This is a genomic window from Prevotella sp. P5-50, from assembly GCF_002251295.1.
Lineage (GTDB): Bacteria > Bacteroidota > Bacteroidia > Bacteroidales > Bacteroidaceae > Prevotella.
Map to the genome: position 1 here is coordinate 19,518 of NZ_NPJA01000050.1, position 26,552 is coordinate 46,069.

The window sequence follows — 26,552 nt, forward strand, 5'->3', positions numbered from 1 at the left end:
CTATAGGAAAGTTCTCATGCAAGTATCTAAATAATATTAAAAAAGTTTCCTACGTCTTACAATTTAAGAAACTTTTTCATATCATAACATTTTAGCTGTATATTTGAGATTTATACCAAATCAAAAATGCCTGTCGGGCTCTTTCTTTTGAGTACTTCCAGTTGCAGGTCGGCACCCGCCACGATACCATGGCTACGCAAAATGGCCTCAACGGTCTTACGGGCAAGTTCCGGATGGTTGTTCTCTTCACTCAGGTGACAAAGCCAGACATGCTTCAGGTGTTCGCTCATGTTCTCCACAAGTGCTTCTCCACATTCTACATTACTGAGATGTCCGGTATGCGAGAGTATGCGCTCTTTAAGAAAAGCCGGATATGGACCGTTTTTCACCATTTCAACATCGTGGTTAGCCTCGATGACGAGATAATCTGCTTTGCTGATGTATTCTTTCATTTCATCGGTTACATAACCAGCATCAGTAATCACACAGAATGCGGTTCCTTCCGCTTCCACCATATACCCCACATTATCGCTACTGTCATGTGGAACGCCAAAGGGAGTAATCTTGAAGTCGCCTATGGTAAAAGAAGTGCCCTTTTCTACATTATTCACATAGTCTGAGGGAACTTTCTGTTGGACACAATAATTTTTGGTAATACCTTCGTGCACCACCTTCGTCGTATACACAGGAACGTGTTGGTCTTTGCTGAACGAACCTACCGATTTGATATGGTCTGCATGATCATGGGTCACAAGTACATGATGCACCTGTGAGAAACTTAATCCATAATCTCTGAAGTTCTTTTTCAAACTTCTAAGTCCTACTCCGATATCTATCAATAGTCCATCCGTCGGCGTAGTCAACAGATAACAATTTCCGCTACTGCCGCTTCCAAAGGATATAAATCTTAGCATTTGGTTTTAAATTTATCTGCAAAAGTAATAAAAAAAAGTCACATTTTTCTTATCTTTGCAACGATTTTTGGATATTTTAAACTTATGAAGAAAATTGTATTATACATTTGCACTATGATTATGGTGTCTTGTAGCCTGATAGAAGTGCATCAAAAGGAGTCTGAAGTTGCAGCAAAATCATGGGCTGAAGCCTTTTTCAGCTTCGACCTTGCACGTGCCAACCAACTGACAGTTGAAGAGAGTCGGCCTTGGTTACATTTCATGGCTTCTAACATTACAGACGAAGATTTGGATTTCGCCAATTCGGAGGATGCCTCCACGTCGGCACATATCGATGATGTGACGGAACTTCCGGGTGATACGATGTGCCTGATAAAGTTGGTTGTGGATAATGCCTTTGTTGCCGACTCCATAGGTTCCCGAGCTCATCTCGTTGACGAATACCACACGACCGTTACTGTGGTAAAACGTCATGGCCATTGGATGGTTAGAATGGCAGGCCTACCGCGAAATGAAATGCAAAATCGCGACTAAAATCCGGATGTAACAGAGGGTAATGTTCCTTTGATGTAGTATAAGCAGGATTAACGGCTTTCATACCCATATCAAAGCGAAGGATGAAGTATCCAAAATTCAATCGGAATCCCATTCCGTAGCTTACTGCGAGTTGTTTCAAGAACTCGTCAAACTTGAATTGTCCACCCGGTTGGTCGTCGTAAGAACGGATGGTCCAGATGTTACCGGCATCAACAAAAAGTGCACCTCCTATTTTCCAGAACAGATGTGTGCGATATTCCATGTTGAGGTCCAGCTTCATGTCTCCCGTCTGGTTGATGAAGTCGATACGTCCGTCCTTGCTGATATACGAACCAGGACCAAGTCCGCGAACACTCCATCCGCGCACGCTATTGGCTCCACCCGCGAAATATCGTTTTTCAAACGGCAGGATAGTACTGTTTCCATAGGGATAAGCAATTCCAAATCCGGCATGGAATACGAGTTGGTTGTTGTAGTCCAACTGTATGTTACGTGTGAAGTCAACATCCCCCTTCACGTATTGTGCATAGGCAATATCAAGGAAAGTGTATTGTCCCTGTGCGTTTTTATGGAAATTCAACGCATGTGCTGCGCCATGAAGCAGATTGCCTGCTGTTTCTGCATTGGCTTTGATGGCAATACGTCCGTTGTTATAGGTATACCCCATACCTATTTTCATAATGAAAAGGTTCTCGTAATTATAGCGCAGGATGGCATTCTTACTTTCGGTATCGTTAAGATACTCATTACGAAACGTTTCACTTATCCATGGCATGGAGATATAGTTGAGATCAAGCAGGTCTATGCGATAACGGTCATGATGCCTACTGTCATTCCATTTGTATTTCCATGCTACAGAAAAGACTCGTCGATGGAACTCCGGTCGGTTTTGAAGGTCGTATAGCATCGACACTTCACTTGTGGCATTAATGCGACGTCTGAAGCTGTTGGCAAGAAAAGGTGCGATGAATCTTGGGAATGTCAATTTGGTTTCTACGCTATACTCTTCAAAATTGTCGTTACCATAGCCTTCCAGCCCCTTGATAGCCTCAAACGCGCCACGCAGTTCTATGGTAAGGTTTTCTGCTCCCTTGAAGAGGTTGCGGTTCTGATAGGTTAGCGCAACAGCAGCGCCAAAATCTCCTGCTGTATTCGTTCCTTCGGGTTGAAAAGAGATGGTGGAGGGTTTGTTGGTACTCAGATGGATATTACAATCGAGAAGACGTTCTCGCTGGTGTTCTTCCCATGAAATACTGGTGTATTTGACGGCTCCGAGTCTTCCGAAATGTGCATAGGTATCTTGCAATTTCTTTGCCGAATACAATTCTCCCGAACGTATAAAAGTATTGCGTTGCAAGACTGCTTTTCGAAGATGAATGATACTGTCTTCGCTATCTCCACTCAGATGGTTGACTTTCCCTATCCTATAACTGAGGTGTGGTATTTCATTCCCGTCATGGTCGGTATTGGCATGGATGACAAGTGTCAGGTTGATAGCTTTTTCACCCGGCATAGAATCGGCTCGAAAGGTGATGAAATCCTTGTTGAATCTGAAATATCCTCTGTTGGCCAATTCGCCGACTAATCGGTTGCGTTCGTTATCTAAATTCTCAACGCTAAAGCGCATATTCTCTTTCAGCCCTCTATGCTCAGGCAGGTCCAAACGCAACAGATTGGCAATGGCAGTATCCCGTACTTCATAATTCACCTTTCCCAAATAATAAGGCTCACGAGGGTGAACATGGTACGTCACGTTGATCTTACGTTTCTTTTCTTTGAATGTCGCATCTACAGAAGCACGCAGATAACCCATATTCTGCAATCTCATCTGTAAATCCTGCATGGAGCGTGTAGTGCTCAACGTGTCGTAAATGACAGGAGCCTCTCCTATGTTTTTTAGGGTACGGTTGATCCATTTCGACGAGTCTTTACCTGCCAACGAGTAGGTTGACAATGGTAGTTTGAACGACGAGAACCATCTTGTATTACCTTTTTGGCGTACATACGATTTGAGATTGGCGGAATTTACATCTCTGTATTTTCCGTCACTTTCCACCTTGACTCTATTGAGCAGGTATTGGCCTTCTGGCACATATTTGGTTTCTGAGCAGCCACAGAGCATCAACCCTATGACTCCTGTTATTATCATGATCGTATGTCGCATTCTGTTTACAAAGGTAGTGCAATTCAGGTGAAATACAAAACAAACCAACAAATTTTGTCTGTTCAACAACTAACTTGCGTTCTGATTTTACCATAATCAGGCCGTTTGGCTGAACAGATAAATGTGTTTGAACGGTTCAAAGAAATATGTCCACTCACTCTTGTTAATGCGAACCAATATACAGGAATATCATTCCCAGCAGCACCAACGCCAAATCGACAGCCTTGGCGCGAAGGTTCTTCTCATGGAAGAAGGCAGCACCAAAGAGGAACGACACGATAACCGAACCACGACGCACCATCGACACGATAGATATCATGGCATCGGGCAACGAGAGGGAATAGAAATACACGAAATCAGCTGTAGAAAGGAAAATGCTGACTCCGATAATTGACCAATGCCAATGAAATGGCGTGGTCTGCTTGTGTTTGGGCCACCAGAGAATGGCAAGCATGATGAGCATCATACCACATTGATAGATGTTATACCACGACTGTACCATCATACGATCAAGCCCAACGCCTCCGCTTCCTTCGGGAGCCATCAGGTACTTGTCGTAAAGTCCGCTAATCGCTCCAAGAACAGCAGCACCAACTATCATCCAGATCCAATGGTTGTGCCGGAAGTCTATTCCTTCTTTTTTACCACTCCTACTCAACATCATAAACGACATGACGGCCAACAAGACTCCCATCCATTGCCATCCGTTAAGATGTTCTCCAAATACGAGTAACGCTCCTACAAGTACCATGACCGGACGTGTGGCGTTAATCGGACCTACTATCGTCAAGGGCAGATGTTTCATGCCGAAATAGCCTAACACCCAACTGCTCAGCACGATCAAGGATTTGAGGACGATGTATTTATGCATCTCCCATCCGCCTGAAGCAACATGGAATATGGTATTGTCGAGAATTTCTGTCTGACCACTCAGAATGATGAATGGTAAGAAGATTATCGACGAGAACAGGGTGTTGAGAAACAACACAGGAATGACGGCATTTTCGCGTAGAGCTTCTTTCTTGAATGCATCATAGAAGCCCAATAATGTTGCCGACAAAAAAGCCAATAATAACCAAGTCATCTTTTTAACAATCTTTTATGTGTTTATTATTTGAAAAAATGTATCGTTGTTTGAAATACTTAATATTCTACCCGTTCAAGAAACAATGCTTTGGCGGGCATCGACTCGCCTGCTTGGGTACGATGTCCACTCTCAATAACCCGTCGAAACTCCTCAAGGGTCATGCGGCCTCGCCCCACTTCTATGATCGTACCGACAACGGCCCTTACCATATTCCGAAGAAATCTATTGGCACGTATCTCGAAATACCACTCCTCTGGAGCGGTTTGATGCCATTGTGCATGGGTTACCTTACAGAGCGTGGTCTTGACGTCGCTTCCGGTTTTGCAAAACGAACCGAAATCGTCATATTCCATCAGTATAGCCGCAGCTTGATTCATGAGTCCGAAATCGAGCTGATAATGCATCTGCAGGCTAAACTGCTGGCAAAAGGGATTCTTGCCGTAGTGGATATAATAATGGTAGGTTCGGGCGGTAGCCGAAAAACGAGCATGTTTATCGGCTGCAACCGCCTCTACCTTAGAAACTCCTATATCGTATGGCAATACGCCATTGAGGCGCTTGACCATGTGTACACAATCGAAAACAACCTCAGTATCGAAATGTGCAGCCATTTGGCGTGCATGAACTCCTGTGTCAGTACGTCCTGCTCCTGTCACGTGAATATCCTCACGGAGAAGGAGTGAAAGTGCACGTTCCAATTCTTCTTGAACTGTAATACCATTGGGCTGATACTGCCATCCATGATAACGTGTTCCATCATAACCAAACCATACGAAATATCTCATTTTCTTAACTTGTTTGATTGTTTCTTTTCTTTAGCTTAAACCATCTATCTCACCATCTACCAAGCGAATATGTAATGCCTGAGGAGATTTTGGAAGTCCTGGCATGCGAATCATGCTTCCTGCAATAGCCACAATCATCTCGGCTCCGGAATTGATGACGATGTCACGGATTTCAAAATCAAATCCGTCGGTCACTCCGTATGCCTTCGGGTCTTGCGAGAACGAATACTGGGTCTTGGCAATACACACGGGGAAGGTTCTGCAACCTAATTGCTCTGCGCGTTTCATCTTGAGCTGGGCATCTGCTGAGAATGTCACATGCGAGGCGCCATAGATTCTGCGTGCAACAGCTTCAATCTTTGCACTTATGTGACTCTCGTCTGCATACATCAGCTGGAGTGGTTTTGACGGTTTCTGCTCTATCGTCTCGACCACCAGACGGGCAAGGTCTTCAGCACCTGCGCCCCCTTGTGCATAGGCGTTATTTAAGGCAAAGGGTACGTCCTGTTCCTTACAATGGCGACGTACCATTTCTATTTCCTGTGCATCATCATCTGCATATTGATTGAAACAAACGAGTACGGTCTGACCGAATTTCTGGAGGTTGTGAATATGCTTGTCGAGATTGCGCAAGCCGCGACAAACTCCTTCTGTATGAGGCAGACGGATTGCCCTCTCTTCCACTCCACCATGCATTTTCAATCCGCGTAGCGTAGCCACAAGGACCGTCAGTTTGGGTTGAATATGGGCTTTACGACACTTGATATCAAGGAATTTCTCTGCACCCAGATCAGCACCAAATCCTGCTTCTGTCACTACATAGTCGCCATACGTCATCGCCATCTTTGTAGCTATAATAGAATTGCAACCATGTGCGATATTGGCAAATGGTCCTCCATGGATGAAGGCAGGCGTATTTTCTGTGGTCTGAACGAGATTAGGATTGAGTGCATCTTTCAACAATACTGCGATAGCGCTCCCTACTCCCAAATCGCTCACATAAAACGGTTTGTCTTCGAGCGTGTAACCCAGTAGGATGTGATTGATTCTTCGTTCTAAATCTTCAAGGTCAGAGGCAAGACAAAGGATTGCCATAATCTCGCTGGCAGGAGTAATGTCGAATCCGCTTTCCTGCGGACAGCCGTTGACATGAGGTCCAAGTCCTGTTACGATGTGTCGGAGCGATCGGTCGTTCACATCCATGACTCTTCGCCATAGTATCTGTTTCATTCCGAAACCTTCAGTCTGGTGCTGATAGATGTAATTGTCGAGCAAAGCGGCAATCATATTGTTTGCCGTGGTAATGGCATGGAAATCGCCTGTGAAATGCAGGTTGATTCTATCCATGGGCAACACCTGTGCGTAGCCTCCTCCGGCAGCTCCACCCTTTTGTCCGAAACACGGACCGAGTGATGGTTCGCGGAGTGCCAGAACAGCTCTTTTTCCTATACGTGCCAATCCGAGCGAGAGACCGACGGAGACGGTTGTCTTGCCGATTCCTGCCTTTGTAGGAGTAATGGCTGTTACGAGGATGAGGTTACTCTTTTCAACTCGTTCTTCATCAATCAGTTTGCCTGGCACTTTGGCAATAAATTTTCCATACGGTTCAATCAGGTCTTGGTTGATGCCCATCGTGGCAGCAATCACGCTGATTGGCTTCAATGTTGCTTCGCGTGCAATTTCGATGTCTTGTTTCATGCGGTCAGGTGGGTTTTAAATGATTATATATTTGTTGATATAGTCCTGCTGTGTCACCATGTAATCGATTGTTTCTTATTGTTTTTATTGCACCACTTTGAAACGAACCCGGAATACCTTGTTTTCTTCGTCCCAATTCGTTCCAAATAATTCAAAACGGCCAATCTGACTGGTTGATCGCACGTGTTTGCCGATACACGGACAAACGTCATAATCGCCTATGCGTACGAGTCGGATGGTTTCCGACGCATCTTCTGGCAGTCGGTCTGGCGAAACGCCCTCTGGCAGATTGTTGCGGTCAACAAATTCAAACTCCACAGGCAAATCCTCTTCAATAAGTCGGTTCATCGTCTGTTCTATTTCCTTCTCCTCTTGGCGCGAAGGTTTATGACTCAGATGAAAGCTCATCTTGCTCTTTTTGCGCTCGATATGTGCGTTGAAAGAACGTTCACAACCGAATATGCGCATCATGGTCTGATTGAGCAGGTGTTCGGCTGTATGAGCCGGAGGAAATTCCTCTTTGTGGTGTTCGTTGAGAATGATATTTTCCATTGTTTTATGATTTTCAGATACTGTAACTTTCATCTTCATCACCACGCCCCCATTGGCGCCTACCTGCAGTCGAACGGCCTTATCTGGCTGCAGGTCAATGTTGGTTTTTGTTTTGCTCCACAGTTCTGTGGCAACATATTCGCCTGAGGCAACTTGCAAGAAGTCGAAGGCGTGTTTCGGCAGATTGACATCAACATCAACTTCGCGGTCTTCAAAATTGACTACCACCAAGAGCAGGTCATGTCCGATGTGGCGGAGGAACGCATATTGACGGTGCAAATGTGGATTCACATACATCAGGTCGAAGAATGTGCCTTCGCTTATGGCTTTCTCGCGACGAGCAATCTGCATGGTTTGTTCATGTTGTGCATAAACCAGTTTTTCGTCGGCGGTCAATTTTCTGGAGGCTGCCCGACATAGGGTATCGATACTCCAGTAGTCGAATATTGTGGTTCGTCCATCGCATCCGCTAAATCCTTCGTGGTCCATTCCGCGCTCTCCATACTCTTCTCCGAAATAGAGCATAAAAGGATTCTGTTGCATGAGCATGGATGCCATCATAGCAGGGACTCCGCGACGGGCTTCGCCTGCAAAGAATGTGCTTGCAATACGTTGTTCGTCGTGGTTTTCCAAGAAGTACAACATGTGTTGACGAATATCGTCTGTTTGTTGCCAGGCAGAAGTAATTGCCGAGGTAGCAGCCTGTCCGGTTATGACGGCGCGCATCGTATCATACATGCCTACTTTGTCGTAGAGTAAGTCAAAGCCGGCTGAAATATAACTACGATATAATGACGGATTATATACCTCACCGATGAACTGTATGTCGGGATATTGTTCTTTTACCGCTTTTGTAGCATAGCTCCAAAATGCTGCCGGCACCATCTCAGCCATGTCGCAACGGAAACCGTCTATACCTTTGGCTGCCCAGAACAAGAGGATGTCGGTCATTTTCTTCCAGGTATTGGGCATGGGATTGTCGTACAATACTCCACCTGCGTAATAGTCAACACCATAATTGAGTTTTACCGTTTCATACCAGTCATTCCTCCCTGGCGCATTGTCAAAATGGTCGTTGCCCGTGGCTTTGGCAGGATATTCTTCGTAAGGTGTTGCTTCGCCGTGATAAAGGTCAAAACAAGGTACGAAAGCTTGTCCTGGACAGTAATAGAAATTGTTATCTACCGGGTCGAAGCCTCTATCCACATGATCGTCTTCTCCAAGGTCGCTAACATTTGCTGGCTTGCAAATGGAATGATACTGGCGTGCAACGTGGTTGGGCACAAAATCGATAATCACTTTGAGACCAGCCTCGTGGGTGCGCTGAAGCAAGGCTTCAAACTCCTCCATTCTGTGGTCAACATCTGTTGCGAGATCTGGATCAACATCATAATAATCGGCAATAGCGTATGGCGAACCGGCACATCCTTTCACAACTGCAGGATGTTGTTTTGGGATTCCATATGCTGAATAATCTGTCCTCGTCGCATGACGAATAACCCCCGTGTACCAGACATGAGTAATGCCCATTCTTGCCCATCGGTTCAATACCTTTGGGGTGAAATCATCCATTTTTCCGCAACCATTCTCTTCAATGGTTCCGTTCATGTGACGGGTGATACTACGATTGCCGTAAAGGCGAGTAAAAACTTGATAGATAACCTGTTTACCTGTCATAAAGATTTAACGAGTAAAGATAATAGGCGCAGGTATAGCCCACGCCTATTATTTATTTAATTCTGTTTTAGTATCATTAGGATTAAGCAATGCCATGAGCACTTACTTCCTTATTGATTTTTGCAATCATACCCTGAAGGGCTTTACCTGGACCGCACTCTGTAAAATCGTCTGCGCCAACGGCAATCATGTTCTGCACAATCTGTGTCCAACGAACCGAACTTGTCAGCTGAGCAATCAGGTTTTGCTTGATTTCAGCAGGATCGGTATGTGGCTTGGCATCTACATTCTGATAAATGGGACATTTGGGAGCGGCAAACTCTGTTTTCTCGATAGCGGCCTGAAGTTCGTCCTTAGCAGGCTGCATCAATGGAGAGTGGAATGCGCCACCTACCTTCAAAGGCAGAGCACGCTTAGCGCCGGCGGCTTTCAGCTGTTCGCAAGCCTCGTTGATGGCTTCGATATTACCAGAGATTACCAGCTGTCCGGGGTTGTTATAGTTGGCAGGAACCACAACACCCTTACCCATCTTGCTTACTTCTTTGCAAATGGCTTCAATCTTATCGTCGGGCAAACCGATGATGGCTGCCATGGTAGAGGGCTGAGCCTCACAAGCTTTCTGCATAGCCATGGCACGAGCATAAACCAGTTTAAGACCATCTTCAAAGCTCAATGCTCCAGCAGCAACAAGTGCCGAGAATTCGCCAAGAGAGTGTCCTGCAACCATAGCTGGTTGGAATGCGTCTCCCATGCAGATGGCAGAAATAACAGAGTGAAGGAAAACGGCGGGTTGCGTTACCTTGGTCTGTTTGAGGTCTTCGTCAGTACCTTCAAACATAATGTCGGTTATACGATAGCCAAGAATCTCGTTGGCTTTTTCAAAAAGTTCTTTTGCTTTAGGATTGTTGTCGTAGAGGTCTTTGCCCATTCCTACGAATTGAGCTCCCTGACCGGGAAATACAAATGCTTTCATTTTCTTATATATTTTTATTATGGAATTCTTTCCGCGTGCAAAGGTACGAATAAGCGAGGGAAAAACCAAACTTATTTGAGTTTTTCCGAGCGGAAGTACCTAAAATCCGAAGGATTAAAGGTACGAATAAGCGAGGGAAAAACCAAACTTATTTGAGTTTTTCCGAGCGGAAGTACCTAAAATCCGAAGGATTAAAGGTACGAATAAGCGAGCAGAATCCAAAAGAAAAACACATTTTCTTTTGGATTATCGAACGAAAGTACCTAAGAGACAACAGTCTCAGAGGTACGAATAAGCAAACAAAACCTTTTATCTTCGAGTTGCATTCGGGATGCGTTCAGGTAATCGTCCTCAACTTTGTTAAGTCAAATGATCCGTTCGAGATTTTCCGTGAAAAAAGCGAAGAACAGAAATCGCGTAACATGTCCCAAGAAACTCCCAAGTAAATCCCAAGTAAGTCCCAAAATCATGTCCACTACAATAGGAACATGCTAGGACTATATAGGTAAGAACTGCCGATGTGCTAACCTTATTATATTATGAGATAAAAAAGCAGATAAAAGTCTTTGAACACCAAACATAATTGAATAATTTGAATCTCTATCAGATTATTTTTGTTGAAATAGTTTGGAAATCTCAAATATATTGATTACTTTTGCAGCCGATATTAATCATTCCCTTGTTTCCATTCGAGAAACAATAGTATTGCGACAAATTCCTGTCGCACACATTCATACCAAGAATACTTAGAAATAAATATGTACTTAAAAGAAGATTTGGAAAAAATGGAAATCTCTCAACTTATGGAGATTGCCCATGAAGTAGGTGTAAAAGTGTCACCTGACGATTCTTTGGAAAGCGTAATCTATGCCATACTCGATAAACATGCCATAGATTCTGCTGCGGAGTCTGTGGCTAACACCAAACGCAAACGCACACGTATAGCTAAAAAAGAAAAAGATAAAGTATATACTGTCAGCGGAAAAGACGGAGAAAACCTTGATACAAAGCCTGCAAAACGCGAGAAGAAACCTTCTCTCGACACACTCCTTGCTACTGCCGCACAACAAACTATTCCCACAGAAGAAAATGACAACAGCGAAACCATTGCACCACAATCTATAGAAACAGCAAAAGATGCTGAAACAGAAACAGCACCTGTGGAAAAGGCAGAAAAAGAAGCTACAGACAAGCCTGCTCCTAAAAAACGAGGAAGGAAATCGAAAAAGGAACTCGAAGCTCTCGAACTGGAAAAGGCTGCAAAAGAAGCGGCCCTTATTCAGCAACAACCCGAAACTAACGAGCCCCAAGAGCAGATTGAAAACGTAGACCCCAATACTGTTGCACAAGAGGAGCCTGTGACAGAACCACAGTCCGAAGCTCAGAACATGGAGCAAAACAATAACACATACTACAACGAAGGTCCAATGACAGAAGATGATGTTTGGAGTGGAGACCCAGGAGACGGTACTGATTTTATTACCGTTGTCGACCTGCCCATAGAAGACCAAGAGGCACTACCTTCACTCGACATCTTCGACAGACCCATCAGCAGTAACGCCCCAACAGCCAGCACTTTTGTTGCACCACAACAACCTGCACAGGATAAATACGACTTCGACGGTATTATCTCTGGTAACGGAGTACTCGAAATACTACAAGATGGATACGGCTTCCTTCGTTCAAGCGACTACAACTACCTTTCATCACCCGATGATATTTACGTAAGTCCACAACAAGTAAAAGGCTATAGTCTCAAAACAGGCGACGTGGTGGAATGTACCGTAAGACCACCGCACGATAACGAGAAATACTTTGCTTTAACAGAAATAAAAAGCATCAACGGAAGAAACCCACAAGAGGTCAGAGACCGCGTAAGCTTCGAACATCTCACCCCACTCTTCCCCGATGAAAAATTCAACCTCTGCGGCAATAGCGCCACCACAAATCCAAGTGTACGCATCGTTGACCTCTTCTCACCTATAGGAAAAGGACAGCGCGCACTCATAGTGGCACAGCCAAAGACAGGTAAGACAGTACTGATGAAAGACATTGCCAACGCAATAGCAGCCAACCATCCAGAGGCTTACATCATGATGCTCCTCATTGACGAAAGACCTGAGGAAGTCACAGACATGAGCCGTACTGTCAACGCAGAAGTAATTGCATCTACCTTTGACGAACCAGCGGACAGACATGTAAAAATTGCCGGTATCGTACTGGAAAAAGCAAAAAGAATGGTTGAATGTGGACACGACGTAGTAATTTTCCTCGATTCCATCACAAGATTGGCACGTGCCTATAATACCGTAAGTCCTGCATCAGGAAAGGTACTCACAGGTGGTGTTGACGCCAACGCACTACAGAAACCAAAGCGCTTCTTCGGAGCTGCACGTAATATAGAAAACGGAGGTTCACTCACTATTATAGCCACTGCTCTTACAGATACGGGCTCAAAAATGGATGAGGTAATCTTTGAAGAATTCAAAGGAACCGGTAACTCCGAATTACAACTCGACCGCACATTGGCCAACAAACGCATATTCCCTGCTGTCAACCTCGTCCTCTCTTCTACCAGACGCGACGACTTGTTGCAGGATCCAACCACACTCCAGCGTATGTGGATTGTACGCAATTTTATTGCAGACATGAATCCTCTTGAAGCCATGAATACCATGCGAGACCGCATAATTAAAACCATGGACAACGAGGAATTCTTGGCCACAATGAATGGATAACCTTTAAATCATCCCAATAATTACAACTATGCAAAGAGACAACACGATTTTCGAGCTCATCGAAAAAGAGCATCAGCGCCAACTCAAAGGCATCGAACTGATTGCGTCAGAAAATTTCGTCAGCGAACAAGTGATGGAAGCCATGGGCAGCTATCTGACAAACAAATATGCTGAGGGCTACCCTGGACACCGATACTATGGTGGCTGTCAGGTCGTGGATGAAGTAGAACAACTCGCCATCGACCGTGTTTGCAAACTCTTCGGAGCTGAATACGCCAACGTACAACCCCACTCAGGAGCACAAGCAAACGCTGCAGTACTACTCGCCGTACTTAAACCAGGTGATACATTCATGGGCCTTAACCTGGCTCACGGCGGTCACCTCTCACATGGCTCACTCGTCAATACCAGCGGTATTCTCTACAAACCCGTAGGATACAATCTTGATGAGAAAACTGGACGTGTAGATTACGATGAAATGGAGCATTTAGCACTCGAGCACAAACCAAAACTCATCATCGGTGGCGGATCAGCATACAGCCGCGAATGGGACTACAAGCGCATGCGCGAAATCGCAGATAAAGTTGGGGCTTTGCTCATGATCGACATGGCACACCCAGCAGGTCTCATCGCCGCAGGACTCCTCGAGAACCCGGTGAAATGGGCTCATATCGTAACCTCTACCACACATAAAACCCTGCGCGGTCCACGCGGAGGTATCATCTTGATGGGTAAAGACTTTGAAAACCCATGGGGACTCAAAACGCCTAAGGGTGTCACCAAAATGATGTCACAACTGCTCAATTCAGCAGTATTCCCTGGACAGCAAGGCGGTCCTCTGGAACACGTTATTGCTGCTAAAGCAGTAGCTTTTGGCGAAGCACTACAGCCAGAGTTCAAAGAGTGGGCCAAACAAGTACAAAAGAATGCCAAGGTATTGGCTGAAGAACTCATCAAGCGTGGTTTCACCATCGTAAGCGGCGGTACAGACAACCACTCAATGCTCGTTGACCTGCGTACAAAATATCCCGATTTGACCGGTAAAGTAGCAGAGAATGCCCTCGTTGCTGCAGATATCACAGTCAACAAGAACATGGTACCATTCGACAGCCGTTCTGCCTTCCAGACATCAGGTATTCGCCTCGGCACTCCTGCCATCACTACACGTGGTGCAAAAGAAGACTTAATGGTAGAAATTGCCGCTTTCATCGAAGAAGTACTCAACGATCCCGAAAATCCAGAAGTTATTGCAAGTGTTCGCAAACGCGTCAACGAACGCATGAAGGAATATCCACTCTTTGCCTACTAAACTATTGAAAAGCAAGAGGTTTTAACCCTTCAAACAACTAAATACAAAGCAGTTCTGCTGACAACAAAAGTCACGCAGAACTGTTTTTTTATCAGAAACATGAAAAATAATGTTGAGCAAACCTCGTGCTCTCCATTTTTTTTCGTATCTTTGCAAACAGAAAGAGAATGGCCGTATCGGTTCGATAGGGATACTCATCAAATTACTATGAAAACAGGGCGTATTTCCTGTACAATGGCGGGCCACAACTCCTAAGGAGCAGTTTGGCAACAGACCAGTGGATTACAAAGGCAGGAGAACCCCATATCTTCTAAAAAAGGAGTTTTCATCACATCACCGGTGCGGCCTCTTTTTTCTTTTTCATCAAAATAATCAAAGAAATATTAAACCAACATTAATAATATGTTTTCCGGAATAATCGAAGAAACCGCAACAGTTGTTGATATCATACGCGACCGCGACAATATCGACTTAAAATTACGTTGTCCGTTTACTAACGAGTTAGGTATCGACCAAAGTGTAGCACACAACGGAACATGCCTTACCGTAGTAGCCATTGACAACGATTGCTACACGGTAACAGCCATGAAAGAAACGTTAGAGCGCACCAACTTAGGACTACTTCACATAGGCGACAAAGTCAATGTGGAACGATCGATGATGATGAACGGACGTCTCGACGGACATATTGTACAAGGACACGTCGATCAAACCGCTGTGTGCATCGCAAAAGAAGACGCAAACGGCTCTACCTATTTTACTTTTGAATACCAAGAAAACCAAGAAATGGCTCTCAATGGCTATTTTACAGTAGATAAAGGCTCGGTTACCGTCAATGGTGTATCCCTTACCGTTTGCAACCCTACCGCCAACAGCTTTCAGGTAGCCATCATCCCCTACACCTTTGAACATACCAATTTTTGTAATATCGAAAAAGGAAGTGTTGTCAATATTGAGTTTGACATTATAGGCAAATACATCGCACGGCTACAACAGTTGAAATAACAAAATTCACAGCAGACCACACCTATAATATAAGGTGTAAGACCACAAAAATAGCACAAAAAATACTGATTATCAAAAAAAAACGAAAATATATTTCCGTTTCACGCTGAAAATCAGTATCTTTGCACTCCGAAATAAAAATTATAATCACAGAAAGAAAATAAAATCGTTAGAAAACATGACGAAAGCAGAAATTATCAACAAGATTGTCCTTGAAACAGGAATCTCGAAAAAAGATGTTGCAGGCACCATTGAAGCATTCATGGAAGAAATACGCCAGAGCATGTCAGTGAGAAAAGAAAACGTATATCTCAGAGGTTTCGGTACATTTACCGTTAAACACCGTGCCCAGAAAACTGCACGCAACATTTCCAAGAACACCACTCTTGTTATCGATGCCCACGACTTCCCTGCATTCAAGCCTGCAAAGAGCTTTATCGCCAAAATGAAATAATTATAACAACAACTTAATTTATACACATTATGCCAAACGGAAAGAAAAAGAAGGGCCACAAGATGGCTACTCACAAGCGTAAGAAAAGACTGCGCAAGAATCGTCACAAGAGCAAGTAAGCCATAAGCATATAAGCTCAACGAGAAAAATGAAAGGAGTGTACCGAGAAAATGTCGAGTGCCGACAATTCTCAGTACACCCCTTTCTGTATTTCAAAATACAAATACAAAAAGTTTTTAAGAATGACAAGTGAAGTTATCATTGACGTACAACAGAAAGAAATCTCCATTGCACTTCTCGAAGACAAGAACTTGGTAGAATACCAAAACGAAAAGCGTGAGATGTCGTTTTCTGTAGGCAATATCTATCTGGGAAAAGTACACAAACTCATGCCCGGACTCAACGCATGCTTTGTCAATGTCGGTTCGGAACGCGACGCTTTCTTGCATTATCTTGACTTAGGAACACATTACTGTTCGTACGAGAAATACCTTAAACAAGTACAAAGCGACAGAAGAAAACTCTTCCCCATCTCTAAAGCTACACGACTGCCAGACTTACCCAAAGAAGGAAGCGTGCAAAATACGCTGAAGCCTGGTCAGGAAATTCTTGTCCAGGTGGTGAAAGAACCCATTTCAACCAAAGGACCACGACTTACCTGCGAGTTAAGTTTCGCGGGACGATATATGGTACTGATGCCTTTCCAAGACAAAGTATCAGTTTCCACAAAAATCAAAAAAGGAGAAGAAAGAGCCAGACTCAAACAATTGGTTCAGAGTATAAAACCAAAAAATTTCGGAGTTATAGTCAGGACATCAGCAGAGGGAAAACGTGTCGCAGAACTTGATGCAGAACTGAAACAACTGTTAAAACGATGGGATGAAGCCATAGAAAATGCACAGAAGGCCACAACATCGCCACAACTCATACACGAAGAAACAGGTCGTGCAGTAGCTTTGCTACGCGACCTGTTTGATCCTACTTACGACGGAATCTACATCAACGACAAAGAGGTATTTAAGCAAATCAAGAACTATGTCGAGATTATTGCCCCAGACAAGATAGACATTGTCAAACTCTACACAGGAAGCGTCCCCATTTTCGACAATTTCAACGTAACCAAACAGTTGAAGTCATCATTCGGCAAAACTGTCAACTACAAACGAGGAGCCTATCTGATTATTCAGCATACAGAAGCCATGCACGTGGTGGATGTAAACAGCGGAAACAGAACAAGGGCTGAAAACGGACAGGAAGCCAATGCACTCGAGGTAAATCTCGGAGCGGCCGATGAATTGGCAAGACAATTGCGACTAAGAGACATGGGAGGTATCATTGTTGTCGATTTCATCGACATGAATTTGGCAGAAGATCGACAATTGCTCTACGAAAGAATGTGTAAGAACATGCAGAAAGATCGTGCAAGACACAACATTCTTCCGCTTAGCAAATTCGGCCTCATGCAAATTACACGACAACGTGTACGCCCTGCTATGGATGTGAATGTGGAAGAGGTGTGCCCAACATGTCTCGGAACAGGAAAAATCAAGTCCTCAATACTCTTTACCGACCAATTGGAAAATAAGATTGACCAGCTGGTCAACAAGATTGGAATCAAGCAATTCACCCTCCATGTCCATCCCTATGTTGCAGCATACATCAATCAAGGAATGATTTCCATGAAGCGTCGCTGGCAAATTAAATATGGACTTGGAGTGCGCATAATCCCTTCGCAGAAACTGGCATTCCTGCAATACGAGTTCTATGACAAAAAAGGCCATTTCATCGACATGCGCGAAGAAGTGGAAAGTAAAAACTAAACAACAGACACAATATCATTTCTTATGCTTTTACTGAAAATCGTATTCTGGTCAGCTATAGCGCTGGTATTTTATACCTACTTCGGATATGGAATCTTACTTTATATCATAGTCGGAGTGAAACGGCTTTTAAGTAAAGGCAAAAAGGAACAGACGAAACTGCCGGAAGACAACAAGCTTCCTGAAGTGACGCTGATGATATGTGCATACAACGAACAGGATATTGTCAACGACAAAATGAACAATACGTTGGCAATCGATTATCCGAAACTAAAAACCGTATGGGTTACAGACGGATCGGATGACGATACCAACCTAAAGCTGTCTTCCTACGACGTGAAGGTGATATTTTCACCTGAGCGTCGTGGAAAGACCGCAGCACTTAATCATGGCTTGGCATTGGTTGATACAGAACTTGTAGTGATGACAGACGCTAATACCATGCTCAACAGCAATGCCATACGCGAAATCGTGAAATGCTTTCTTGATCCAAAAGTAGGATGCGTAGCAGGAGAAAAGCGTGTTGCTGCCAACGAGCAAGGCCCACAACAAGCAGCAGCTCAAGGTGAAGGCCTCTACTGGAAATATGAAAGCAAACTTAAACAACTTGACAGCGAACTCTATTCAGCCATGGGAGCTGCAGGCGAGCTTTGTGCCATTCGCCGCTCTCTATACGAACCCATGCCAGAGAACGCTTTGCTTGATGATTTTGTCATGTCGTTGAGAATGCTGATGCAAGGCTATCGTATTGCTTATACTCCAAAAGCCTATGCACTTGAGCACGGATCTGCCAATTTAGCAGAAGAAGCCAAAAGAAAAAAACGTATTGCAGCAGGTGGACTACAGAGTATCTGGTGGCTTCGTCAACTCATGAATCCCCTACGCTATCCCATAGCTTCTTTTCAGTTTGTTTCACATCGTGTACTCCGTTGGACCATTACCCCTTTCGCACTTTTCTGTTTGATTCCACTTAACATTGCCCTTGTCTTGATGAAAGCAGGCATGGTTTACAACGTGATTTGGATATTGCAGATAGTTTTCTATCTTGCAGCATTGTGTGGCTATATGCAAGAACTCAATGGAAAGAAGAACAAATTTCTATATATCCCTTGCTACTTTGTATTTATGAACCTGAATGTATTCTACGGAATATCTTATCTTCAATCACATAAGAATAGTGGAAAATGGGAAAAAAGCAAACGCGCTTAAAATATATACTCCCCAGGTTTGGCGGAATAAAAAAAAAATTATATCTTTGCAGAAGTATATTACAAACAAGAACTAATTACATCTTGAAAAATTAAATATTATGAACCAAGATGAACGCAAAGAGCTTATAGCAAAGATAAACGAAGCAAATTCCAGAGCTGATGCTGCTGAAATCAAATTTTTGGGTCTCCAGAAAAAGATAGGCGAATATGAAGCAAAAGCAAAAGAGGCCGAACGGGCAAACCGCATGAAATCGTTGTTTTTGGCCAATATGAGCCATGAAATAAGAACACCGCTCAATGCAATCGAAGGTTTCTCAAGAGTCATGTGTGAAACTGAATCACAGGAAGAACGCATGAAATACATGGAGATTATTGAGAGCAACAATTCGCGTTTGCTGACACTTATCAATGAAATTCTTGACCTTTCACGAGTAGAAGCCGGAGAAGTTTCGATAAAGAAGTCGTTAACAGACCTCAACGAACTTTGTAGAACACTCAACAACACATTCAAGTTTAGATGTCCTGATACTGTCAACATGGTGTGGGAAGAACCTAATATGACTGTCATGCTCAATACAGACGGTAACCGTATTTCGCAGGTCTTCTCAAACTTAATCAGCAACGCTCTGAAGCATACCACACAAGGTAGCATTTCTTATGGATACAGACTGATTAACGACGGGCAAGACGTAGAATTTTATGTGAGCGATACCGGTTCAGGTATTGACCCACAAGACATAGACAACATTTTCAAGACCTATGTTTCGAAAGATGCCGACTTTATTCAAAACGGATTTGGCCTCGGTTTGCCTTTAAGCAAAATTATTGTAGAAAAACTTGGAGGAACCATCAGCGTATCTTCCAAGCTCGGCCAAGGTTCGACCTTCCGCTTTACAATACCTTTCGATGGATCAGTTGGAGGACTTGCCAAAAACTCACGCATCACCACTAATTCGCGAACCATACGAGTTAGTACACATGGCAATTTGCAAGATGCTCCACTTATTCTCGTTGCAGAAGATGAAGACAACAACTATGAGCTGGTTAAGGTCGTGCTTTCCAAACGCTATCGCTTGCTACGCGCCCACAATGGAATAGAAGCCGTAACATTTTGTGAAGACGAGCATCCCGACCTTATTCTCATGGACATCAGAATGCCGGAAATGGATGGACTCGATGCCACTCGAATCATCAAAGAAGTAAATCCAGACGTACCCATTATTGCCCTCAGCGCCTATGCCTTTGAGGAAAATATAAGAGAGGCCCAAGCTGCAGGATGCAACGGATTTCTTTCAAAGCCATTCCGCGTGGAAGACTTGTTGGATAAGATTCACAACTATTTGACCGAATAAGTTTATTATAAATCTTTTGACACAAATTATATGGGAAAACTTGCTGTTTATCGCTATGTGGCTATGATGTTTCTTATAATGCAGATTATAGTATCTATCTTCACGATTCTCGGTTTGTTTGGAGGAAACTATTCGCCAGTAGGAAATAATGCAAAGGCAATGATAGTTTATATCTTGCCCCTGCTCATCCTTGCCAACCTACTATTGTTGGTATATTGGTTGATTAAACGGAACTGGCTGTTGACATTTGTACCAATCATCACATTACTTTGTTGCATTCCCTATATTGGTACGCTAGTCCAATTCCGGTCTGACAACACCAAAGCGGTTGCAGCTCAAGACGGTTTAACTATCGCCACATACAACGTTGCCATGTTTGGAAGGGAGACATCAGGTTTCATCTCTCAAGACATCTTGGCAGAAATGAAAAACCAAAAAGTAGATGTGCTTTGTTTTCAGGAGTATCTTGATGCAAGTGGCGATAAGAAAGTGTCTGATTCATATAAGAACTACTTTCCTTACAAAGCTTATGGACGTGATGATATGATCATCTACAGCCGCTATCCAATCCGTAAAACGGATAAGATTCTCTTTGAATATTCCAACAATAGTGCCATGTGGGCAGACATAGAGGTAAACGGAAAAATCATCCGCGTTTATAATGTTCACCTGCAGACAACAGGTATCAACGGCACACTCCATCAAGTTGCCAAAGCTAACTATCACGGAATAAATGTAGATAAAAGTTCTATTTTGCGCGCCATTTATGGCAATTACACTTTAGGTCTGATGATTCGTTCAGGCCAATCGATGACTATAGCTAACAATATGCGACAGACAGAACACCCACGTATCATCTGCGGCGACTTTAACGATGTGCCCTACTCTTATGTGTATAAGACACTTTTAGGCAACATGGTTGACGGATTCAAAGAATGTGGTTTCGGCTGGATGAGTACCTTCCGTGGTGGAAAGAAAAGTGTCCGCATTGACTACATCTTCCATGATGAGATGCTCAAAGGTCTTACCTATTACAAACGTGAGCTTACATACTCTGATCACTATCCCGTATTTATGAAAATTGCTTTATAGAATAATTTCCTATATACAAACTGGCAGTACTACACAGACAACCCTATAGTACTGCCGGTTTTGTATTTTATCCCTTCATTAAATATTCCACATACTCATTATCGATAATTATAAATCTGCCGGTTCCTCTTCAAAATGACCTTCACGATTGATATGGAATTTACGACTTTCTTTCCATTCAAAATCAGCATCCGGCTTATTGTCCGAACGAAAGAAGCGCATTAATGTCACTTCGTAACGGCTCGTCACAGAATATTCAAGTTTCATACTTCCAATTTCACCATTCAGATCACCATCGGCACGTTCGTAAATGGTCAACCGGTCTTGCATGACGTTATCGTGATCAAAAACACAAAGGTATAAAGTTGGTGGAGTTATAGAATCCATACGCTCTGCCAACAGTACCATATTAAAATGAGGGGTTGGTGGAAGAATCGCAGCTTTGAGTTTCTGGTCTCCCTCACACCCCATACTACTATTGAATAGTTTTGGAACAGGCGTCATCTGGGGAAGATATTCCACAAACTCAGGGGTATAATGCAAAGGCAACGCAATCATAGAAAGACTGTCGAAAAATACAGTCAAAGGTTCACGGTTATCGGGTACAGGCAACATAGCTTTCGTGGTTTCCGCTTTTTTAATACTGTCTATCTTACGCTGATACTCCGCCATTCGATTGTGATTGCGACAACCGAACGCCATCATCAGTAAGACAGCACTTACCCAAATTATAGATTTCTTCATCATGAATGCAAATATAGCAATTTTTTTTCAATCTATTCTGTTTTCTAACAAGAAATTACTAAATTTGCGCCATTATGATGAAAACGTTCAATTGCAGAAGGAACTTTTTTCTATTGTTCCTATTCCTGATAACAGCAATTTCTACAGTTGCCAATGGTCAGCATTTCCAAACGTCAGGTCCTGGCGAGTGGGTAAATTCCACGCGACTATATGTTTCGCAATTAAAATCCCTTACCGCTATTGTGAATGACAATTGGCAAACGTTGCCCCTACTCCATCTTCATGCAACAAACGAAAGAATGACAGTTGGCTTTGATGAAATGTCTCACGAAGTCCACGACTACATTTGCAGACTGGAACGGTGTGAACCCGACTGGACTACTTCTCAATTTGTTTTTGAAAACGACTGGATGCAAGGATTCTCAGAATTTCCGATATTGGATTACCAACATTCCATCAATACCACCATCGACTATACACACTATACGATTACGATTCCCAACGAACAATGTCAGATTACGATGAGTGGAAACTACCGATTAAGAATATTCGACAGGAATCATCGCCTTGATCAACCCGTAGCAGAAGTTTGCTTCATGGTTGTTGAACCGAAGGCTAAGGTAGCCTTGACTATGACAACCATTACCGATAAGGACGTAAACGGAAAACATCAGCAGATTTCTGCGACCTTAGAATATCCATCACTTAATATTTCCGATCGAGAACGACAGTTATATACCGTTATGATGCAGAACTGGCATTGCCCACGAATCAACGTTCCTCCTACATATCAAATGAAAAGCGGAATGAAATGGGACCACGATGAAAACTACATTTTCTTGGCAGGCAACGAATATCACAAGTTTGAAATACTTGCCACCAGCCACCCAACAATGGGCATAGAACGTATCGAATGGAATGGCCATCAATATGACGCTTATCTCCATCCCGATGTTCCCAGACCGTTCTACCTAACCGATGAAGCCGCTAAAGGTTTTTCACTTGTTCGTAATAGCGACCGACAGGAAGATGATGTAACGTGCGACTATGTTTCTGTAAACTATCAATTACAAGCCCCCTATCATGGCAACAGATACATTTTTGGGCAATGGACCAATTCGTCAGACAGTAGAGACTATTTGATGTACTATGATAATACCACATCATCATATCATGCAACTATCATGCAGAAACAAGGCTATTATTCCTATATCTATGTTGATGATAAAGGTCTTCCGGCAGAAACAGAAGGAAATTTCTTCCAAACAAGCAATAACTACCAGATGCTCGCATATTATCGTCCTATAGGTGGACGAACATGGCTTTTAGTCGGCTTTTGCGAATTATTATCAAGATAGTCTTGTTGTTTTAAGAACATTCTTCCTTTGTTCTGTCCTATAGGCTATTGGAGTACATTGATAGCGATGATAGAAACATGCAATAAAGTAGTTTGCCGATACGAAACCACACATTTTGGCAATTTCAGGAATACCCATTGTAGATTCACTCAGCATCTTCTTTGATGTTTCAAGGCGTAGCGATATCAAGAAATGGATTGGGTTTTTATGGCTGTTAGCCATTACCATTTTCGAAAGTTCCACTTCGTCCACTTCAGCCTTTTCAGCCAATCGTCTGAGCGAAAGATGTTCGTTGTGATCGATGAGCAGATGAGGCATGATTTTCAACATCATTTGCTCGTACATATATTCTCCTACATCCCCCTTGTCATCCGCGCCACCATTATTGTTTAATGGCTCAAGTACAGAGTTCTCATGTTGTTTACAGCGTTGCACAAATGTTTTCAATCGTTTCATTACCTGCGCTTCAACATTAATCCATTTCACGCGCATACGAATATATTTGTTGTACACCATTAGGTTGCCTACAATCAACACACACAGCGTCAATCCTAAAAGGACATATATGATAGTGGTGCGCCACCATGGCTCTTTCACGTAAATATGCCACACGTATGGTTTTTCTGTCCAATACTCAGGACTCATAGATGCTTGTAGCTCCACTTCATAATGTCCGGGGCTTATTCCCGACAAAGGTAAATGCAAAGCGCCTTTCTTATCCACCAATCCCCTTCCGTTGTAGGTTGATAAAACGGTCCATTCGTTATATGGTTCACATCCTTTTACGCGTACTCTATAATAGGTCTGAAACGGACGAAAATAGTTCAGACTGACAAACATCAACGTAATAGAGTTTTGGTCATAATTGAAGTACATATCACGTGTACGCGAGATAGCTACATCGGTTACTACGTTATCATTAAACCGCTCTCCCGGATGCACTTCATGACCATTCATCAGGATTTTGCACATTTGGGGAGTTAACCGGATTTTTTTGATTGCCTGTGTGTGGAACTTGTCAGGATGGAATGTCACCATGTGGTCAAGCGACTTGAAAATGATGGTACCGTCCGCCAGCTTGAGACTTGCTCCTTCTGTAAACGCTTCGTCAGGTACGTTATCTATTCCTGCAAAGTACTCAATATGATTGACTTTGTTGTTCTTGACATCTATATGTGCTATACCATAACTTGTACTAACCCAAATATTGTGGTTGTTGTCTTCTATCACAGCACGTATTACCTCATTGGCAAGCCCATCCTTGTAGCCATACTCTATAGTCTTTGCATTAGGTCTCATAAGACGTATTCCGCTATAGGTTCCTTGCCAAGTCCATCCTCTGCTATCTACAAACGAGCAAGTGATTGTTGGAGGCAGATTTTTTATATTGGTTTTAATCGCTTTAGCCATCTGGGACTCGTAGCGTTTAAAAAAATCGGTATTGGTTCCGTATTGTTGTATAGGCGACGTATATGGTTTGCAATAGAGTAATCCTCTGTGTTTAGTTCCAAGCCACATACCGCCTTGTTTATCGAAGGTAAGGGCATTAATGTCAGGAACCATTCGTTGACCGTTGTCTAATGTGATTTCAGCATGGTGTTTTGTTTCTTCAGTTGTCAGGTTATATGTCCAATAACCTTCTACGCATGCAATATAGAGCTTGTTATCATGAACGACCATAGAGTTTAGACTGTAAGGAGTTTGGAGAATTGTTTTGGCACTCCGCTTCTTAACATCTAAATAAAGCAAAATTGATTTATTGACTCCTGTACGAATCTGAAAAATACCTTGTTCGGTTTTACACAAGACGCTGGTTGCATTGTAGCGTTTGCCAGCTTCTGCTGTCAAAGTATGTATCGTGTATAGTATTTTTTTTGTGTTAATATCATACACATCTACATCGCCATTGTTATAAAAGAGAAATAGCCGATTTTCAAAACGGGAAATATCCTGCAAAGGGTAACGCTTGATTTTAAGCGTACACTTCGTGTGAATGTTGACCAATTTGTCTCCCAACACCACCCAAACGGTAGCTGTCTCGTCAGCAAATAAGTCATCTACCTTGTTTTTGATACCATAAGAGTTGAACACGCCTTGTACATCATCGATAAACTCTTCTTTTCTTAGATCCACACATGTGACACGATGGGTGTCTTTAACCCAGAGATGCTGATTATTATCAAAATAGACATGCGAATAACCTGTGTATTTTGCCAAGGGATAGACATTAGACGGCTGTGGGTCTATATGTGTGAATGTCACACCATCAAAGAAGTTCACGTGACCAAGTGTGGTGAGGATGATGCGGCCCGTTGTCGTGCAACTAATCGTCTGCGCACTATTATCTATCATGCCGTGTGACGAGGTATAAACCCTGAACACCCGATCTGCTTCGTTTGCTTTGGTATAAAATGGTTCAAAAAACAGCATTAATGCTATTATCACACAGCAAATTATTGTTCGTTTAGTCATTTTCGGTTTAGTAGTCATGTAACTTGTCGCAAAGTTAAGCAAAATGCTTGTGAAAAACAAGTTTTTGAACCGAAAATTGCTTGGTAAGGTACAAAATGCTTGTTATTTTCCACTTCTGTTGATTATTCTACAGATGGCTTTTACCGTTGGGAGCTATTTGGGAGAAACTAGGAAGAAACTAGGGAGGAACTAAGGAGACATTCGGGATGTGCCCGGAATGTGTTCGGGATGCCCCTTGCCATCGGCTGAGATAAATTCGTTACTCAACTATTTAGAAAGCATTATTCTGCAAGCAAAAAATAATCCTATGAATATTAAATTCATAGGATCTTTCTTATGTTTTGTCGAGGTGACAGGACTCGAACCTGCGACAGCCTGGTCCCAAACCAGGAACGCTACCAACTGCGCTACACCTCGTTGCTTTATCTAAGCGGGTGCAAAAGTACAAATAATTTGGCAGACAAAAGACTAAAAACAGAAAAATCTTTCGTTTTTAACATTATTTTAAGACTTCAGACCTTTTAGTCTTTTATCTGCCACTTTATTATCCGCTTATTCACTCACTCTACATCGGGTTTACAAAGTGCATCCGACGTAAAAAGTGGTAAAA

The 26,552-nt window shown here is 43.1% G+C and carries 19 protein-coding genes and 1 tRNA gene; 10 read left to right on the forward strand and 10 right to left on the reverse strand.

Annotation, left to right across the window (positions count from 1 at the left end):
• Window positions 1–110: 110 nt before the first annotated feature.
• Entirely contained in the window at window positions 111–914 is an 804-nt protein-coding gene (locus tag CIK88_RS10235; RefSeq protein ID WP_094436267.1) for an MBL fold metallo-hydrolase, read from the reverse strand.
• A gap of 120 nt (window positions 915–1,034) precedes the next feature.
• Between CIK88_RS10235 and CIK88_RS10240 the strand changes: the two genes are divergently transcribed.
• Window positions 1,035–1,448 (forward strand): hypothetical protein, encoded by a 414-nt coding sequence (locus CIK88_RS10240; protein ID WP_144269606.1) that lies wholly within the window; start codon window positions 1,035–1,037, stop codon window positions 1,446–1,448.
• Here CIK88_RS10240 and CIK88_RS10245 read toward each other — a convergent pair.
• The 6 genes from CIK88_RS10245 to fabD all read right to left on the reverse strand — a co-directional run bounded on the left by CIK88_RS10245 (window position 1,402) and on the right by fabD (window position 10,387).
• Complete coding sequence (locus CIK88_RS10245; protein WP_094436271.1) at window positions 1,402–3,600, reverse strand: BamA/TamA family outer membrane protein; 2,199 nt, start codon at window positions 3,598–3,600, stop codon at window positions 1,402–1,404. The genes CIK88_RS10240 and CIK88_RS10245 overlap by 47 nt on opposite strands.
• A gap of 178 nt (window positions 3,601–3,778) precedes the next feature.
• Entirely contained in the window at window positions 3,779–4,699 is a 921-nt protein-coding gene (locus tag CIK88_RS10250) for a DMT family transporter (RefSeq protein ID WP_094391680.1), read from the reverse strand.
• A 59-nt stretch (window positions 4,700–4,758) separates the two neighbouring features.
• Window positions 4,759–5,487, reverse strand: coding sequence for a tRNA pseudouridine(38-40) synthase TruA (truA, locus tag CIK88_RS10255; protein ID WP_094436273.1), 729 nt, complete (start codon window positions 5,485–5,487; stop codon window positions 4,759–4,761).
• 30 nt (window positions 5,488–5,517) lie between these two features.
• Window positions 5,518–7,185: a formate--tetrahydrofolate ligase gene (locus CIK88_RS10260; RefSeq protein ID WP_094391678.1), complete on the reverse strand. Its 1,668-nt coding sequence runs from the start codon at window positions 7,183–7,185 to the stop codon at window positions 5,518–5,520.
• 84 nt (window positions 7,186–7,269) lie between these two features.
• Window positions 7,270–9,414, reverse strand: coding sequence for an alpha-amylase family glycosyl hydrolase (locus CIK88_RS10265; RefSeq protein ID WP_094436275.1), 2,145 nt, complete (start codon window positions 9,412–9,414; stop codon window positions 7,270–7,272).
• A gap of 82 nt (window positions 9,415–9,496) precedes the next feature.
• Window positions 9,497–10,387 (reverse strand): ACP S-malonyltransferase, encoded by an 891-nt coding sequence (gene fabD / locus CIK88_RS10270; protein WP_094391676.1) that lies wholly within the window; start codon window positions 10,385–10,387, stop codon window positions 9,497–9,499.
• 758 nt (window positions 10,388–11,145) lie between these two features.
• Between fabD and rho the strand changes: the two genes are divergently transcribed.
• From rho to CIK88_RS10315, 8 genes are all read left to right on the forward strand, one after another.
• The gene (rho, locus tag CIK88_RS10280; protein ID WP_094436279.1) at window positions 11,146–13,125 is read left to right on the forward strand and encodes a transcription termination factor Rho; all 1,980 of its coding nucleotides are present in this window, start codon (window positions 11,146–11,148) and stop codon (window positions 13,123–13,125) included.
• A gap of 28 nt (window positions 13,126–13,153) precedes the next feature.
• Complete coding sequence (gene glyA, locus CIK88_RS10285) at window positions 13,154–14,434, forward strand: serine hydroxymethyltransferase (RefSeq protein WP_094391674.1); 1,281 nt, start codon at window positions 13,154–13,156, stop codon at window positions 14,432–14,434.
• 402 nt (window positions 14,435–14,836) lie between these two features.
• The gene (locus tag CIK88_RS10290; RefSeq protein ID WP_094391673.1) at window positions 14,837–15,439 is read left to right on the forward strand and encodes a riboflavin synthase; all 603 of its coding nucleotides are present in this window, start codon (window positions 14,837–14,839) and stop codon (window positions 15,437–15,439) included.
• A gap of 178 nt (window positions 15,440–15,617) precedes the next feature.
• The gene (locus tag CIK88_RS10295; protein WP_094391672.1) at window positions 15,618–15,893 is read left to right on the forward strand and encodes an HU family DNA-binding protein; all 276 of its coding nucleotides are present in this window, start codon (window positions 15,618–15,620) and stop codon (window positions 15,891–15,893) included.
• 242 nt (window positions 15,894–16,135) lie between these two features.
• Entirely contained in the window at window positions 16,136–17,713 is a 1,578-nt protein-coding gene (locus CIK88_RS10300; RefSeq protein WP_094391671.1) for an Rne/Rng family ribonuclease, read from the forward strand.
• Between the two features lie 24 nt (window positions 17,714–17,737).
• Window positions 17,738–18,922 carry a glycosyltransferase family 2 protein gene (locus CIK88_RS10305; protein WP_094436281.1) on the forward strand — a complete coding sequence of 395 codons (1,185 nt, stop codon included), beginning with the start codon at window positions 17,738–17,740 and terminating at the stop codon, window positions 18,920–18,922.
• A gap of 100 nt (window positions 18,923–19,022) precedes the next feature.
• Window positions 19,023–20,276: an ATP-binding protein gene (locus CIK88_RS12735; RefSeq protein ID WP_094436283.1), complete on the forward strand. Its 1,254-nt coding sequence runs from the start codon at window positions 19,023–19,025 to the stop codon at window positions 20,274–20,276.
• A 30-nt stretch (window positions 20,277–20,306) separates the two neighbouring features.
• The gene (locus CIK88_RS10315) at window positions 20,307–21,368 is read left to right on the forward strand and encodes an endonuclease/exonuclease/phosphatase family protein (protein ID WP_094436285.1); all 1,062 of its coding nucleotides are present in this window, start codon (window positions 20,307–20,309) and stop codon (window positions 21,366–21,368) included.
• A gap of 108 nt (window positions 21,369–21,476) precedes the next feature.
• Here the strand turns inward: CIK88_RS10315 and CIK88_RS10320 are convergent, their stop codons facing one another.
• Complete coding sequence (locus tag CIK88_RS10320; RefSeq protein ID WP_094391667.1) at window positions 21,477–22,115, reverse strand: hypothetical protein; 639 nt, start codon at window positions 22,113–22,115, stop codon at window positions 21,477–21,479.
• Between the two features lie 74 nt (window positions 22,116–22,189).
• On the opposite strand from CIK88_RS10320, the gene CIK88_RS10325 reads away from it, so the two are divergent.
• Complete coding sequence (locus tag CIK88_RS10325; RefSeq protein ID WP_254046330.1) at window positions 22,190–23,470, forward strand: DUF5103 domain-containing protein; 1,281 nt, start codon at window positions 22,190–22,192, stop codon at window positions 23,468–23,470.
• Here the strand turns inward: CIK88_RS10325 and CIK88_RS10330 are convergent.
• Both CIK88_RS10330 and CIK88_RS10335 read right to left on the reverse strand, forming a co-directional pair.
• Window positions 23,462–25,915 (reverse strand): helix-turn-helix domain-containing protein, encoded by a 2,454-nt coding sequence (locus CIK88_RS10330; RefSeq protein ID WP_158214675.1) that lies wholly within the window; start codon window positions 25,913–25,915, stop codon window positions 23,462–23,464. The two genes, CIK88_RS10325 and CIK88_RS10330, sit on opposite strands and share 9 nt — an antisense overlap.
• A gap of 371 nt (window positions 25,916–26,286) precedes the next feature.
• Window positions 26,287–26,359, reverse strand: a tRNA-Pro gene (locus tag CIK88_RS10335).
• Window positions 26,360–26,552 lie beyond the last annotated feature (193 nt).

Bases quoted from the DNA above. Each gene is read 5' to 3' on its own strand.
- CIK88_RS10290 (WP_094391673.1), top strand. From the start codon at position 14,837: ATGTTTTCCGGAATAATCGAAGAAACCGCAACAGTTGTTGATATCATA.
- CIK88_RS10325 (WP_254046330.1), top strand. From the start codon at position 22,190: ATGAAAACGTTCAATTGCAGAAGGAACTTTTTTCTATTGTTCCTATTC.
- CIK88_RS10250 (WP_094391680.1), bottom strand. From the start codon at position 4,699: ATGACTTGGTTATTATTGGCTTTTTTGTCGGCAACATTATTGGGCTTC.
- CIK88_RS10300 (WP_094391671.1), top strand. From the start codon at position 16,136: ATGACAAGTGAAGTTATCATTGACGTACAACAGAAAGAAATCTCCATT.
- rho (WP_094436279.1), top strand. From the start codon at position 11,146: ATGTACTTAAAAGAAGATTTGGAAAAAATGGAAATCTCTCAACTTATG.
- truA (WP_094436273.1), bottom strand. From the start codon at position 5,487: ATGAGATATTTCGTATGGTTTGGTTATGATGGAACACGTTATCATGGA.
- CIK88_RS10245 (WP_094436271.1), bottom strand. From the start codon at position 3,600: ATGATAATAACAGGAGTCATAGGGTTGATGCTCTGTGGCTGCTCAGAA.
- fabD (WP_094391676.1), bottom strand. From the start codon at position 10,387: ATGAAAGCATTTGTATTTCCCGGTCAGGGAGCTCAATTCGTAGGAATG.
- CIK88_RS10315 (WP_094436285.1), top strand. From the start codon at position 20,307: ATGGGAAAACTTGCTGTTTATCGCTATGTGGCTATGATGTTTCTTATA.
- CIK88_RS10295 (WP_094391672.1), top strand. From the start codon at position 15,618: ATGACGAAAGCAGAAATTATCAACAAGATTGTCCTTGAAACAGGAATC.
- CIK88_RS10240 (WP_144269606.1), top strand. From the start codon at position 1,035: ATGGTGTCTTGTAGCCTGATAGAAGTGCATCAAAAGGAGTCTGAAGTT.
- CIK88_RS10260 (WP_094391678.1), bottom strand. From the start codon at position 7,185: ATGAAACAAGACATCGAAATTGCACGCGAAGCAACATTGAAGCCAATC.
- glyA (WP_094391674.1), top strand. From the start codon at position 13,154: ATGCAAAGAGACAACACGATTTTCGAGCTCATCGAAAAAGAGCATCAG.
- CIK88_RS12735 (WP_094436283.1), top strand. From the start codon at position 19,023: ATGAACCAAGATGAACGCAAAGAGCTTATAGCAAAGATAAACGAAGCA.
- CIK88_RS10305 (WP_094436281.1), top strand. From the start codon at position 17,738: ATGCTTTTACTGAAAATCGTATTCTGGTCAGCTATAGCGCTGGTATTT.
- CIK88_RS10265 (WP_094436275.1), bottom strand. From the start codon at position 9,414: ATGACAGGTAAACAGGTTATCTATCAAGTTTTTACTCGCCTTTACGGC.
- CIK88_RS10320 (WP_094391667.1), bottom strand. From the start codon at position 22,115: ATGATGAAGAAATCTATAATTTGGGTAAGTGCTGTCTTACTGATGATG.
- CIK88_RS10235 (WP_094436267.1), bottom strand. From the start codon at position 914: ATGCTAAGATTTATATCCTTTGGAAGCGGCAGTAGCGGAAATTGTTAT.